Here is a 14,921-nt window from a genome sequence, read left to right as displayed (position 1 = left end):
ATTCAATGCTATAATGTAAGTGATTGACAAAGAAAGGATGTTGAATGATGTCATCCCGTGAGGAATTATTAAGAGGAATGAATCCTCAACAAAAAGAAGCTGTGCTCGCTACAGCTGGGCCACTCTTACTTATGGCGGGTGCTGGTAGTGGCAAGACCCGTGTCTTGACCCATCGTGTCGCCTATTTAATTCAAGAAAAAGATGTGAATCCATGGAATATTTTGGCGATTACCTTCACCAATAAGGCGGCGCGCGAAATGCGTGAGCGAATCCACGCCTTGGTAGGACCGGAGAGTGAAGATATTTGGATATCGACCTTTCACTCGATGTGTGTACGCATCCTTCGCCGCGAAGTAGAGAAGATTGGCTACAATCGTAATTTCACGATTCTCGATTCATCTGATCAGCTCTCATTAATGAAGAGAATGTTAAAAGAACTAAACATTGATCCAAAAAAATATGACCCTCGTGGTATTTTAGCAAGTATCTCAAATGCCAAAAATAAATTGCAGACACCAGCCAATGTCTCGAAATTAGCCAATTCTTTTATTGAGCTGCAAGTTGCCCGGTGCTATGAAGCGTATCAGAAAGAACTAGTCAAGAATCAATGCATGGATTTTGATGATTTAATTATGAACACAATCGAATTATTTAAAAAGCATCCAGATGTCTTAGCTTTTTATCAAAATAAATTCCACTATATACATGTCGATGAATATCAAGATACCAATCATGCGCAGTATACATTGGTCCGGATGCTGGCCGACCGCTTTGAAAATCTTTGTGTCGTCGGAGATGCGGATCAAAGTATTTATGGCTGGCGTGGCGCTGATATGCAAAATATTTTGGACTTTGAGGATGATTATCCAGCAGCGAAAGTCATCTTATTGGAGCAAAATTACCGTTCTACGAAAACCATCTTGACGGCAGCAAATCAAGTCATCAAACAAAACAAACAACGAAAAGCTAAAAACTTATGGACTGATAATGAGCCTGGTGAAAAAATTGTGTATTTTCGTGGAGGAAACGAGCACGATGAAGGTCGATTCGTCGTTTCTGAAATTGTCAAACGCGTGCGATCCAAGGAACACATATATGGGGAGTTTGCCGTCTTGTATCGTACCAATGCTCAATCGCGGGTAGTCGAAGAATCACTGATGAAAGCCAATATTCCATACAAGCTTGTCGGTGGACAAAAATTCTACTCTCGAAAAGAAATTCGCGATGTGCTCGCGTACTTAAATGTGCTAGCCAATCCGAGTGATTCAATCAGCTTAGAGCGAATCATTAATACGCCAAAACGTGGCATTGGACCGGGAACTGTCGAAAAATTAAAAGGCTTTGCTGATGAAAATGGTTGGTCACTTTTTGAAGGAGCTCAAAATGTCAATGTTTCGACAATCTCTGGTAAAGCAAATCGGGAACTAGAGCAGTTTGGTCTGTTACTGACTGATTTGCAGCAAATGATTCCGTTTCTTTCGTTGACTGAATTGACCGAAGAAGTCTTGAAACGTACGGGCTATCTCAATGAATTAAAAAATCAAAAAACGATCGAGAGTGAAGCACGTATTGAAAATATACAAGAGTTTCTAAGTGTGACCCAAGAATTCGATCGCCGCTATGCAAGCCAAGCAGAGGATAGTGAAGCTGATCCGACCGAAAAGTTGGCCGAGTTTTTAAATGAGCTAGCCTTACTTGCCGATGTCGATAGCTTCGAAGAGGATAGTTCTCAAGTGACGTTAATGACACTTCACGCTGCCAAAGGGCTGGAATTTCCAATTGTCTTTTTAGTTGGAATGGAAGAAAATCTCTTTCCACTTTCTCGCGCATTATTGGAAGACAAAGAATTAGAGGAAGAACGCCGCTTAGCGTATGTCGGTATTACTCGTGCTGAAAAGCAGTTGTTTTTAACCAATGCGATGACGAGAAATCTATACGGACGCAGTCAATACAATCATCCTTCACGCTTTTTGGAAGAAATTGACGATACGTTATTACATTATGAATCCAATCAACCAGCTACAAATTCCTTTGCAAAACGACAAGTACGGCCCGTCATTACTCAGACGCAAGCTCGACCAGTCGCTTCATACAAGCAACCGTCGACACAAGGAGTGACCAGTGCAACTCAATCAGGTGCGGAATCTGTTTGCTGGCAAGCGGGCGACAAAGTAACACACAAAAAATGGGGTACCGGTACGGTTGTTCGAGTGAGCGGCACGGCCAAAGATATGGAACTAGACATTGCATTCCCACAACAAGGGGTCAAACGGTTGTTAGCAGCCTTTGCTCCAATTGAAAAACAATAGCGAGGAGGATTCAGATGAAACAGACCGTTGCAGAACAAATACATGACCTTCAAAAAAAGCTGACAGAATACGCCTATGCTTATTATGTCAAAGATCAACCGGTCGTTGATGATGCCTACTATGATCAGTTGTATCAGCAACTTGTCGCTCTTGAGACAGCTCATCCAGAATACCAAACCAGTGATTCACCGACGCAACGTGTCGGCGGTGTGGTACGTAAAGGATTTGAAAAAGTTGTCCATGAAATCCCACTCTATTCGTTAAATGACGTCTTTTCAAAAGCAGAGATTATCGCATTTGATCAGCGCGTTCAAAAAACGCTTGGTCATGCGGTGAGCTATATTTGTGAGTTAAAGATTGACGGCTTATCTATTTCTTTGAAATATGAGAACGGCCGTTTGGTTCGAGGTGCGACTCGTGGCGATGGCACAATCGGGGAAAATATTACAGACAATAGCAAAACGGTCAAATCAATCCCATTGACGTTAACAGAGCCGATTGACATTGAAGTGCGAGGAGAGTGCTATATGCCAAAAGCCTCTTTCATCCAGCTGAATCAAAAGCGAGAAGAAGAAGGGCTGGATATATTTGCCAATCCACGCAATGCCGCAGCTGGTAGTATCCGCCAACTGGACTCAAAAGTGACTGCAAGTAGGAACTTGAGCACGTTTTTATATACCTTAGCTGACTTTGGACCACTCCATGTGACCAATCAGGCAGAAGCATTGACGCATTTAGATGATTTAGGCTTTCGGACTAATCAAGAGCGAGCTGTCTGCTCGACAATCGATGACGTCTGGGCGTATATTGAATCATTTCATGACAAACGGAGCCAGCTACCATATGAAATCGATGGCGTCGTTATTAAGGTCAATGACTTTTCTGACCAAAACCAACTAGGCTTTACCGTCAAGGCACCAAGATGGGCAGTGGCGTACAAATTTCCACCTGAGGAAGCCCAAACGACAATTGAGGAAATCGAGTGGACGGTGGGACGGACAGGTGTCGTCACACCAACAGCTGTCATGACACCTGTGCGCGTTGCAGGAACAACTGTTGCACGCGCCAGTCTTCATAATGCAGACTACATCAAAATGAAAGACATCCGACTACACGATCAAGTAGTGATTTATAAAGCTGGTGACATTATTCCAGAAGTTGCCCATGTGATTGAAGAAGCGCGGGATTCAGCAAGTCAGCCCTATACAATACCGACAAACTGTCCGGTATGTGGCAGTGAATTGGTCCATCTTGACGAAGAAGTTGCTCTTAGATGCATTAATCCCAAATGTCCGGCATTGCTGAAAGAAGGCATTAGCCATTTTGTCTCGCGCGATGCGATGAATATTGAGGGCATTGGCCCGCGAATGATCGAGCAATTTTTCAATCATGGCTTCGTGGAAGATGTGGCTGACTTGTATCGTTTGACATTAGATCAGCTATTAACTATTGATAAAGTAAAAGAAAAATCAGCGACCAATATGCTCCAAGCGATTGAAGCTAGTAAGCAAAATTCGCTTGAAAAATTACTTTTCGGCCTCGGTATTCGACATGTTGGTGTCAAAGCGGCTAAATTATTAGCTGAGCGCTTTGAGACACTTACACAATTAAGTCAGGCGACCGTCGAGGAAATATTGACCGTCGCCACAATTGGGCCGACGATTGCCGATAGCTTAGTCACATATTTCGCTAATGAAGAAGTCCACGAATTAATGACTGAATTGAAAGCTGCCGGAGTGAACGAGACATATTTGGGACTAAAAAGCCAAGACGTGGCCGAAATTGAATCTGCCTTCCAAGGGAAAACCGTAGTCTTGACTGGAAAATTACAAACCTATACGAGAGATCAAGCAAAAAAACGAATCGAGGAACTGGGCGGCACCATTACGGGTAGTGTCTCAAAAAAAACGGATCTTGTCATAGCTGGTGCAGATGCCGGTAGTAAACTGACCAAAGCTCAAGCACTGGATATACCAGTCTGGACGGAAGAAGAAATGATTGCCGCGCTAGAGTCCAAACAAAATGAATAAGTATTCGATTTTACTTAAAAAAGACATGAAAACGTATGAAACATAGGTTTTGTGTTTCATAGAGGGTCATTAAGTGTTACAATCATAAAGGAAAAAACTAAGAGGGGGATCTTATGGCTATTAGTGAAGAGCAAGTATTGCACGTAGCAAAATTAGCAAAGCTTTCATTTTCAGAAAGTGAATTGCATGAATTTACCAATCAGCTTGGCAAAATTATTGAAATGTTTGAAACATTAGAAGAAGTTGATACGACAGACGTACCATTTACCTCCCATGTGGTAGATGGCATCAATGTCTTAAGAGAAGATATTGCAGCTCCTGGTTGGAATCGCGATGAATTGTTGCGTAATGTACCAGAATCTGAAAATGGCTTTATTAAAGTACCAGCAATCATTGAAAACGGGGAGGCGGGTGCGTAGTGGCGACATTTTATGACAAATCAGTAGAAGAACTACACAACTTGTTAGTATCAAAAGAAATCAGTGCAGTCGATTTGACTCGCGCAACCTTTGATCGCATCAAAGAAACGGAAAATGATGTCGATGCCTTTTTAACATTGAATGAAGAAAAAGCTGTGAAGATGGCTGAAGCAATTGACTTGAAAGGAATCGACGAAGGCAATGTGTTAGCCGGTATTCCAATCGGTATCAAAGATAATATCGTGACCAAAGATTTAGTAACGACAGCTGCTTCAAAGATTTTATATAACTTTGATCCAATCTACGATGCTACGGTTATGCATAAAGTCTATGAATCAGATCTTATTCCAGTTGGGAAATTAAACATGGATGAATTTGCGATGGGTGGAAGTACAGAAACTTCTCATTTCAAAAAAACCAAAAATGCTTGGGATCATTCGAAAGTTCCTGGTGGATCATCTGGTGGTTCAGCAGTGGCAGTAGCAGCAGGACAAGTACCAGTCTCATTAGGGACAGATACAGGTGGCTCAATCCGCCAACCCGCAGCCTTTAATGGTGTAGTCGGTATGAAGCCTACGTATGGCCGTGTGTCACGTTTTGGCTTGATTGCTTTTGCGTCTTCACTTGACCAAATTGGTCCATTCACACGAACAGTAAAAGACAATGCTTTAGTATTAAATGCTATTAGTGGCTTTGATGCCAAGGATGCGACATCATCTGGTAGAGAAGTTCCTGATTTTACCAAAGATATTTTAGCTGGTGTTAAAGGCATGAAGATTGCTTTACCGAAAGAATATTTAGGAGAAGGAATCGCTCCAGAAGTCAAAGAAACCATTTTAGCTGCGGCTGAAACTTACCGTAAATTAGGCGCAACTGTTGAAGAAGTGAGTCTACCCCATTCAAAATATGGCGTTGCCGTCTACTATATTATTGCCTCTTCTGAAGCAAGCTCGAACTTGCAACGTTTTGATGGTATTCGTTATGGTTATCGCTCAGCGAATGTGAATAATTTAGAAGATGTTTATGTTAATTCACGTAGCGAAGGCTTTGGTGAAGAAGTAAAACGTCGTATCATGCTTGGTACATTCTCACTTAGCGCTGGTTACTATGATGCGTACTTCAAAAAAGCTGGCCAAGTCCGTACTATGATTAAGCAAGATTTTGACAAAGTATTTGAAGAATATGATGTTATCATCGGCCCTGCAGCACCAACTGTTGCTTTTGGTCTTGGCGAAAACATTGATGATCCATTGGCTATGTATTTAGCAGATTTACTTACCATTCCAGTGAACTTGGCAGGACTTCCCGGTATGTCGATTCCAGCTGGCTTTGTAGAAGGCTTACCAGTCGGATTACAAATTATTGGGAAACACTTTGATGAAGCAACAATGTACCAAGCTGCTTTTGCCTTTGAGCAAGCTACTGATTTCCATTTGAAAAAACCAGTGATTTTAGGAGGGGCTAACGCATGAATTTTGAGACCGTCATTGGACTAGAAGTCCATGTTGAATTAAAAACCAACTCCAAAATTTTCTCACCAGCACCAGCACACTTCGGAGCAGAACCAAACAGCAATACCAATATTGTCGACTGGGGCTATCCAGGGGTATTACCTGTGATGAATAAGCAAGCCTTGGAATTTGGAATGCGTGCAGCTTTAGCATTAAACTGTGAAATTTCTAAAGAAACGCACTTCGACCGCAAGAACTACTTCTATCCTGATAATCCAAAAGCGTATCAAATTTCTCAATTTGACCAACCAATTGGACATGACGGCTGGATTGAAATTGAAGTCGAAGGAAAAAAGAAAAAAATTCGCATTGAACGTGTTCATTTAGAAGAAGATGCCGGCAAAAATATGCACGGAATCGGTGGCTATTCATACGTCGATCTAAACCGTCAAGGCACTCCTTTAATTGAGATTGTATCAGAAGCAGATATGCGTTCACCTGAAGAAGCGTATGCTTACTTAGAAGCGCTACGCTCAATTATTCAATTTACCGATGTATCTGATGTCAAGATGGAAGAAGGATCCATGCGTTGTGACGCAAATATCTCGATTCGCCCTTATGGCCAAGAAGCATTTGGTACCAAAACTGAATTAAAGAACTTAAACTCAATGACGTTCGTTAAAAAAGGCTTAGCATTTGAAGAAACACGCCAAGCCAAAGTCTTATTATCTGGTGGCGAAATTCAACAAGAAACACGCCGCTTCGACGAAACAACCAATAAGACCATCTTAATGCGGGTAAAAGAAGGATCATCAGACTACCGCTACTTCCCAGAACCTGATCTACCACGCTTTGTAATTGACGATGAGTGGATCAATGAAGTACAAGCGAGTCTACCAGAAATGCCACAATCACGTCGCCAACGATACATTCATGAAATGGATCTACCAGAATACGACGCGATGGTTCTAACACAAACCAAACAGATGTCTGATTTCTTCGAAGCAACGATTGCTCAAGGTGCGGACGCCAAGCAAGTTTCTAACTGGTTAATGGGTGAAGTTTCAGCATATCTTAACAGTGAAAAATTAGCATTAGCAGATACCAAATTAACGGCTGAAAATCTTGCCGGCATGATTCAATTAATCGCTGATGGAACAATCAGCTCGAAAATTGCCAAAAAAGTTTTCCGCGAATTGATTACCAATGGCGGCAGTGCCAAAGAAGTCGTTGAAGCAAAAGGATTGGTCCAATTATCCGATCCAGCTCAATTATTGCCAATGATTAATGACATTTTGGATCAAAATAGCCAATCCGTTGAAGACTTCAAAAACGGAAAAGATCGCGCGGTCGGCTTCCTTGTCGGACAAATCATGAAAGCCTCAAAAGGAAAAGCCAATCCAAGTGTCGTGAACAAGTTGCTCCAAGAAGAATTAGCCAAAAGATAAGCAGGTAGATGATGAAAAGAGCACGCGTAATTTATAATCCAACTTCTGGCAAAGAAACAATGAAAAAGAATTTGGCGGATATCTTAGCGATTTTGGAACAAGCAGGCTATGAAGCCAGTGCATTTGCTACTACGCCTGAGGAACATTCAGCGCGAAATGAAGCCAAACGTGCCGCATTAACGGGGTTTGACCTAGTGGTTGCAGCCGGTGGTGACGGTACGATTAACGAAGTCGTTAATGGGATCGCGCCATTAAAAAAACGCCCCAAAATGGCGATTATTCCTGGCGGGACGACGAACGACTATGCACGAGCATTAAAAATTCCTCGTGATAACCCAAAAGCTGCCGCTGAAGTGATTTTAAAGAAGCAAAAAATTAAGGTGGACATCGGTAAGACGCCTGAAAGTTATTTTATTAATATTGCTGCTGGTGGGCATCTGACCGAGTTGACCTATGAAGTACCGTCTGAATTAAAAAGTATTTTTGGCTATTTAGCGTATTTGGCTAAGGGAGCTGAACTACTACCACGAATTAAACCAATCAAAATGCGATTGGTTTATGATGAGGGAGAATATTACGGCAATGCTTCGATGTTCTTCCTTGGGCTTACCAATTCAGTCGGTGGCTTTGAACAAATCGCACCAGATGCAAAATTGGACGATGGTAAGTTTTCGTTGATTATTGTCAAAACAGCGAATATCTTTGAGATTATTCATCTTGTTTCATTGATGTTAAATGGCGGCAAGCATATCAACGATCATCGTTTGATTTATACGAAGACCTCACGCTTAGAAGTAGATGTACCAGATAAAAGTCATCGCTTGATGATTAATTTAGATGGCGAATACGGTGGCGATGCGCCAATGGTCTTTAAGAACTTGCACAATCACATTGAGTTTTATGCAGATGTGGATGCGATTCCAGATGATGCCGTGATTGGTTCAGATGAATACGAAGAAATTAGTCGTGATTTTATCAAAGAAGCTGAAAAATTAAATGATGAAGACATCGATGGCGATGGAATCATCGGCCAAAAATGAAAATAGACAGGTGAGGGAACTTACGAAAGGGCCCTCACCTGTTTCGCTTGCCAAAGAAACCAAAAGCAAGCTAGAATAAAACGAAGAGAAATGAGCATTATAAAGGAGAATACTATGAAAGACTATCCAGTCAAAAAAAATGAAGAGCAAATCGTTACAATTTTAGACCTTTCCCACGAAGGAATGGGGATTGCCAAAGTTGATGGCTACTTATTATTTATTGAAAATGCCTTACCAGAAGAAGAAGTCCGCGTACGAATCGAAAAAATCGGACCAAAATTCGGCTTTGCAAAAGTATTAGAGTGGTTAAAAGAAAGCCCATACCGAGAAGAAGATGCCAAAGAAGAGTTATTACGCACAGGTATTGCCCCATTAAGCCATTTAACGTATGAAAAACAACTTTCATTCAAACAAGAACAAGTAACCAATGTTTTAAAGAAAATTGCACATATGCCAGATGTAACAGTCAGCCCGACGATTGCGATGGAACAACCGTCTCACTACCGCAACAAAGCGCAAATTCCAGTCCAAAAAATAAACGGTCAACTGACGACTGGTTTTTACCGTAAGCATAGCCATACATTGATCCCACTTGAAGACTTTTATATTCAAGACCCAGCAATTGATGAAGCTATCAGTGAAATTCGCGATATTTTGCAACGCTTTGGTGTCAAAGCATACAATGAAGAAGCGCACGAAGGATTCTTACGCCATATTATTATCCGTCGTGGACACTACTCGCATCAAATGATGGTCATCTTAGTTACCCGTAAACCAAAATTCTTCCAAGCTGATAAAATTGCAGAAGTGATCAAAGAGATGTTACCAGAAGTCGTGTCAATTATTCAAAATGTGAACGAAGAAAAAACGAATGTCATCATGGGCCCAACAAATCGTGTCTTATATGGTAAATCATACATTGAAGATCAATTATTAGGCAAAACATTCCGTATTTCCGCACAATCATTTTACCAAGTGAATACCGAACAAGCAGAAAAATTGTATCAAGTTGCGATGGATTTCGCTCAATTAAGCAAAAATGATACTGTTGTCGATGCGTATTCGGGTATTGGTACGATTGGCTTGTCACTTGCAGACAAAGTTGACCACGTATACGGGATGGAGATCGTAGCTGAGGCAGTCAAAGATGCACAGACCAATGCAGCGATTAATGGTATTACCAATGCAACCTATCTAGAAGGTAAAGCTGAAAAAATTATGCATCAATGGGCACGCGAAGAAGTTCAACCAACAGTAGTCTTTGTCGATCCACCGAGAAAAGGTCTAGATGCATCCTTTATTGATGCGACTTGTGAAATGCAACCTGAGCGCGTAGTCTATATTTCTTGTAATCCTGCAACAATGGCTCGCGATGTAAAATTGTTCGCCGAAAAAGGATATCAGTTAGAGAAAGTTCAACCAGTTGATTTGTTTCCGCAAACGGTGCACGTTGAGTGTGTAGGACTGCTGACACGCGTAAAAGATTGATATAACAAAGATTGAAAAGAACATTGTTGTTGATTTCAAAAGTGAGGTGAGAGTGACTGTAGAAATTTAATTTGAATAGATAGAACTAGACGTTAATGTGGGTAGCCATATTAACGTCTTTATTGATTGGATTTCATAAAATGATTGATGATATAATATATTATGTAAAAAATAGGCTGGAGGTGAGGTTCTGTGAGCAAATGGAATACGATTGATGAATTAAGGGATATTTTTATTCGTAAATATACGGATTCTGAGTTGAGTAATGAACTTGAAAAGGCCTGCAGCGAAGAATATGAATTGATGCGTGATTATAATGGTCGTCAGATTTTAGAGTTATTACAGAATGTAGACGATGCCTATGGAGATATAAAATCAGAAAACGACTCCAACAATGATGAAGTGAAAGTTCGGATAACCTATAAAAATAATATTTTGGAAGTTGGAAATACAGGTACGTCATTTTCAAAAGATACAATTGAAAGACTGTGCTTAGGAAGAGCAAGCAACAAATCTTCACAAAATATTGGAAATAAAGGGACTGGTTTCCGTTCTTTGCTAAACGATGCTGAGTGGGTTGAATTGTATTCGGGAGAATTTGCTATTCGATTTAGTGAAGAATTCACGAAACGTCTGTTTGAACAATATGTATCTAGAGAGTCAGACAAATTTAGTGAACTAATTTTTGAACAGCAGAAAAATTGGAAAAAAGAAGATTACGATCTATGTTTTCCGATAATGAACTGTCCTCAACCAATAAACAAAGTTGATTCTGATTTTGATACGTTAATCCGAGTAAAGCTAAAAGAAACTAATTTAAGTAAAGGCACGAGTGTCGCTAAACAACTTCAGCAACCATTTTATAAGTCTTTGTTATTTTTACCCAATATAACAAAAATAGTTATTGAGACATCTGATGATGAAAAAATATCAGAGAAAATTGTCGATGGGCATGACGTGCTGATAGAAAAAAGTGATGTCACAGGTCAAGCACCGTCTGAAGAATATTTTGTTTTCGATAAAGAATCTAGGATAGGGGATAAAGTTGCTAAAATTGCAGTAGCCGTTTCTAAAGATTCTGATTACGATTACTCCAAAGAAAAACTATATTGCTACTTTCCAGTACGTAACTTTGGTACACCAATTCATGCACTTATAAATGCACCGTTTATAACTAATAATTCACGTGACGATGTCCCGGATGATAGCGAACAAATAAATAAGAAAATATTTATTGAAGTGCTCAAATTTATATCTGAAGTAGCTGAAGAATTATCTAAGCCTGAATATGAAGATATAGCATTAAAAATGGTAACTCCTTTTAAAAAGAATAAACTATGGGACATAGATGTATTTGACTTAAAGAACGAATTCCTGGGTAATTTATCTAATGCCCCAATACTACCGACTGTAAATTGGCAATATATTTCTATCAAAGATAATCCAAAGCTTTTCCTTCAAGAATTCCCAGAGGAGCTAATAGGTGAGACATTTTCTACCTTGTTGAAATTATTAGAAACAAACGAAAATGACCAACTAGTACAAGAACTTGCTAATTATAATGAATACACTGGCCTGTCGTTTGACGTAGATGAACTATCTGATAAAATCAACATTCTTTCATCTTCTTGGGAAAATAGAATAAGGACAAAAGTGTTCTTATGGTGGAGTGAGCAATATAAAAGTTCTCCGATTGTCCCTAAGCTATTAAAGGACAATAGTGACAATTGGTTGATGAAATCAGATAAGGTATTCTTACCGACCGATACAGGTGTTACTGTGCTTCCAAAAGAGCTGTCTTCTTGGGTTAGTTTAAGCATTTTGAATCAAACATATGTTGATGAGTTAATTTATCAGATTAAGACTTCATCAAGTTGGCAAAATAAATGGGAAGAAACAGCTAATGCATACAAAGCTGAACGTACAGGAGATAAACGTATTCTAGATGCATTCAGTGAAAAATATCTTGCAATTGAATTCACTGAGCAAAGCAGTTCAGATTTGATCATTGGAACGATTAATCGACAAATTGACACTGTTGAAAAATCTATCAGTTTCATTAATTGGTTTTATGATAACTACAATGAAAAACTATCAGCTGGAAGTGAGCTGTCTAAAGTTCCGTTTAATCTTCCAAACGTTGCTGGAGACGTTCAACCTTCCAATAAAATGTATATTGGAAAAGAGTATGGCAATGAATTAGGAGATAAGCTTTTTCAAGATACAGATTACACGGCATTGAAAAAAATAGATTGCTCTAGTTTTGCTGAGGAGAGAGATTTTCTGTCATTTATTCTTCGATGTGGTGTTTCCAAATATCCTAAGATTTATGATAACGATTCTTTAAAAAATGATGTTGGATTTAAAAATTTTATTTATAACAAATATAAGAATGAAATAAAATTTACGAATATTAATTATTTAACTTCTAAGTACATCAGTAATTTTGAAGAATTAATAGACAAATTAGATACGAAAGACATTGTCAATTGGCTCAATCAAGACGAAGAATTGACAGATTTATTATCTTCGGTAAAAAAAGAATCAAGTGCAAGTCAGCAATCGAACTGGAGCGGATTGTACTTTAATTCAAATGAGTATGTGAAATACATTTTGAATAAAACTGCATGGATTAAGATTGATGGAGAAAAATATAGCCCGAGACAAATTGTGCTATATGAAAAGCTCCAGGCACAAGTTCCGGGATTGTATGGAGTTTCTGAACAAAGCTTAATGGAACTCTTGGGGCAACGCATTGTTGAACAGTTGGATTTCAGAAAAAATATGGCGATGTTTTCGGATGATGAAATAAGAGCTATATTAGTTGAGTTACCAAAATTCGATAAAGGTGAAATAAGTCGCAGATTATATAATGAACTTATCAGAAATAAAAAAGGAATGAATCCTACTTATTCTACCGAAGGATTATCAGTATTAGCCAAAGATGGCTTCTTTTATCCAAACAAAGAATTAAGGTATGCTGATAAGCGACTGCCTAAATCAATAGAAAAACAAATGCGTTTTATTTACGTGCCTGAAAAAGCTAGTACAACTACGATATATGAATGGCTTGGGGTTGAACGCTTCAAAACAGATTTAAAATTGGAAACATTTGAGTTATTAGAAGATTATTCTGAGGATTTCAAAAAAGAGATTGATGATATCAAAACTGCGGTATTATCTACGATAGATGACAATAGTAATAATGTTAGTTCATTAAAACGTATTCAGATTATTCCATGCAGCAAAATATCTGCTAAAGGTGTTGAGCAAGATGGTCAGTCAATCGTTTTGGAAGATTATTATTTTGTGGAAAGTAAAGGAAAATTCTACTTAAAATTACCTGCTAATTCTATTGAAATTAATCAATTACGTTTGATTGATACGTTTTCTTCAACAATCGTAGACATATTCAAGCAGGTGTTAAATCTAAGCTTAGATTTGAATTTGATTGAATTGTTAATTTCCCGAGATACGGAACATAAACAAAGAAAAATAACTGAAGAATTCGGTGTAGATAAGTGGAATGAATCGTTTGAGCTATTGTTTAGCGAAAATGCGTTAAATAAAAAAGTTAATGACTTTTTTTTATCAAATGGACTAAATGAAGAGGAATATCCTACCATTTTTGAAATTGACTATTCATATGCATTAAAAGAAGAAGAGTATCAATTGTTGGCGATAGCTCTAGAAAGCATTTCAAAAGATATTGAGGATTTGAATGGATTGTCAGAATTGATTCATTTGGATATTCGTGAATTTTGGAAACTGAAATTAAGATCTTATCTAGATAAGAAAGCGGAACATTACCGCCAGATTTTATATAGCAATGCAAATAAGAGCGATGATGAAATACTCAAAGAAACATTCCTAGAAAAAATTGATAGATACAAAGATTATCAATTTGAGATTTCTGAAATTCCAAATTCAGTTCAAGTCGACATTGAGAAAGAAAGTAAGAAGAGATTTCCAGAGCTAAGTGTGTCGATTACTGATGAGATTGACATTGATGGCATGTATGATAATAATGTCGAAGAGTTAGTCACAGTTGCAGCTATTACAATAGATGATTTTGATTATTATATTAATGGTCATCAAAAAGTTTCTTCCTTACTGTATTTTGGTATTCCGTCCCGTTTAAGAGAAGATATACTGAAATTCTTTACTAAAGAAAGTGAAGTTGATTTGAACGGAGAAAAATCTGGCATCTCTATTGAAGGAACATCAACTGTTCAAACCATTCTTGAAACATCGAATAGTGTTAGTAGGAAAGGTAAGAACACACGAAATGGAGAAAGAAGTAAACGAGATTATGATAATAGAAACTCCGCAAATGATGATGCTGGTGAAACAGCAGAACAAATTGCTTACGCTGAATTGACTCAGAATCAAAAACTTAATGTAATTTGGAATTCGAAATATTCTAGTAAATCTTCAGATCGTAATAAGCAGCCACCAAACGGAATTGTTTGTGATATGTGGGTTCATGACCCAGAGAATGGGAATATGTACTTTGAGGTAAAATCATCAATTACAGAATTTGAAATGTCGATTAATGAATATAATTCTATGTTAGATAACCCTGACTCTTACGAGGTCGTTTTAGTCAATCGTGATACCAAAGAAATAAGTCGTCATAAATTTGATGAACTTGATGGATTGAAACAGGCAAGTAGCTATCTTTTCAAATTTAAGCAAAAGAGAAGTGACGGTTGAGTGATTTGTTTCCACAAACC

General features: G+C 38.6%; 8 protein-coding genes. All 8 read left to right on the top strand.

Going from position 1 to position 14,921, the window contains the following annotated elements; genetic code table 11:
- Positions 1-47: 47 nt before the first annotated feature.
- The 8 genes from pcrA to HMPREF9088_RS07070 all read left to right on the top strand — a co-directional run bounded on the left by pcrA (position 48) and on the right by HMPREF9088_RS07070 (position 14,901).
- A complete protein-coding gene (gene pcrA, locus HMPREF9088_RS07105) occupies positions 48-2,309 on the top strand; it encodes a DNA helicase PcrA (RefSeq protein ID WP_040366751.1) in 2,262 nt (753 codons plus the stop codon).
- A 14-nt stretch (positions 2,310-2,323) separates the two neighbouring features.
- Positions 2,324-4,339, top strand: coding sequence for an NAD-dependent DNA ligase LigA (ligA, locus tag HMPREF9088_RS07100; protein WP_007208506.1), 2,016 nt, complete (start codon positions 2,324-2,326; stop codon positions 4,337-4,339).
- A gap of 113 nt (positions 4,340-4,452) precedes the next feature.
- Complete coding sequence (gene gatC, locus HMPREF9088_RS07095) at positions 4,453-4,758, top strand: Asp-tRNA(Asn)/Glu-tRNA(Gln) amidotransferase subunit GatC (protein WP_007208505.1); 306 nt, start codon at positions 4,453-4,455, stop codon at positions 4,756-4,758.
- Positions 4,758-6,230 (top strand): Asp-tRNA(Asn)/Glu-tRNA(Gln) amidotransferase subunit GatA, encoded by a 1,473-nt coding sequence (gene gatA / locus HMPREF9088_RS07090; protein ID WP_007208504.1) that lies wholly within the window; start codon positions 4,758-4,760, stop codon positions 6,228-6,230. Before gatC ends, gatA begins: the two co-directional genes overlap by 1 nt.
- The gene (gene gatB / locus HMPREF9088_RS07085; protein WP_007208503.1) at positions 6,227-7,657 is read left to right on the top strand and encodes an Asp-tRNA(Asn)/Glu-tRNA(Gln) amidotransferase subunit GatB; all 1,431 of its coding nucleotides are present in this window, start codon (positions 6,227-6,229) and stop codon (positions 7,655-7,657) included. The genes gatA and gatB overlap by 4 nt, the downstream gene beginning before the upstream one ends.
- A gap of 11 nt (positions 7,658-7,668) precedes the next feature.
- A complete protein-coding gene (locus HMPREF9088_RS07080) occupies positions 7,669-8,697 on the top strand; it encodes a diacylglycerol kinase (protein WP_040366749.1) in 1,029 nt (342 codons plus the stop codon).
- A gap of 114 nt (positions 8,698-8,811) precedes the next feature.
- Positions 8,812-10,185, top strand: a complete 1,374-nt coding sequence (rlmD, locus tag HMPREF9088_RS07075) for a 23S rRNA (uracil(1939)-C(5))-methyltransferase RlmD (protein ID WP_040366748.1) — start codon at positions 8,812-8,814, stop codon at positions 10,183-10,185.
- Positions 10,186-10,377: 192 nt separating this feature from the next.
- On the top strand, positions 10,378-14,901 hold the full coding sequence (locus tag HMPREF9088_RS07070; RefSeq protein ID WP_007208500.1) for a protein NO VEIN domain-containing protein: 4,524 nt from the start codon (positions 10,378-10,380) through the stop codon (positions 14,899-14,901).
- The last annotated feature ends 20 nt before the right edge of the window (positions 14,902-14,921 follow it).

The organism is Enterococcus italicus DSM 15952, from assembly GCF_000185365.1.
Taxonomy (GTDB): Bacteria; Bacillota; Bacilli; order Lactobacillales; family Enterococcaceae; genus Enterococcus_G; species Enterococcus_G italicus.
The sequence above is the reverse complement of the archived record's forward strand: the minus strand, read 5'-3'. Positions and strand labels throughout refer to the sequence as shown.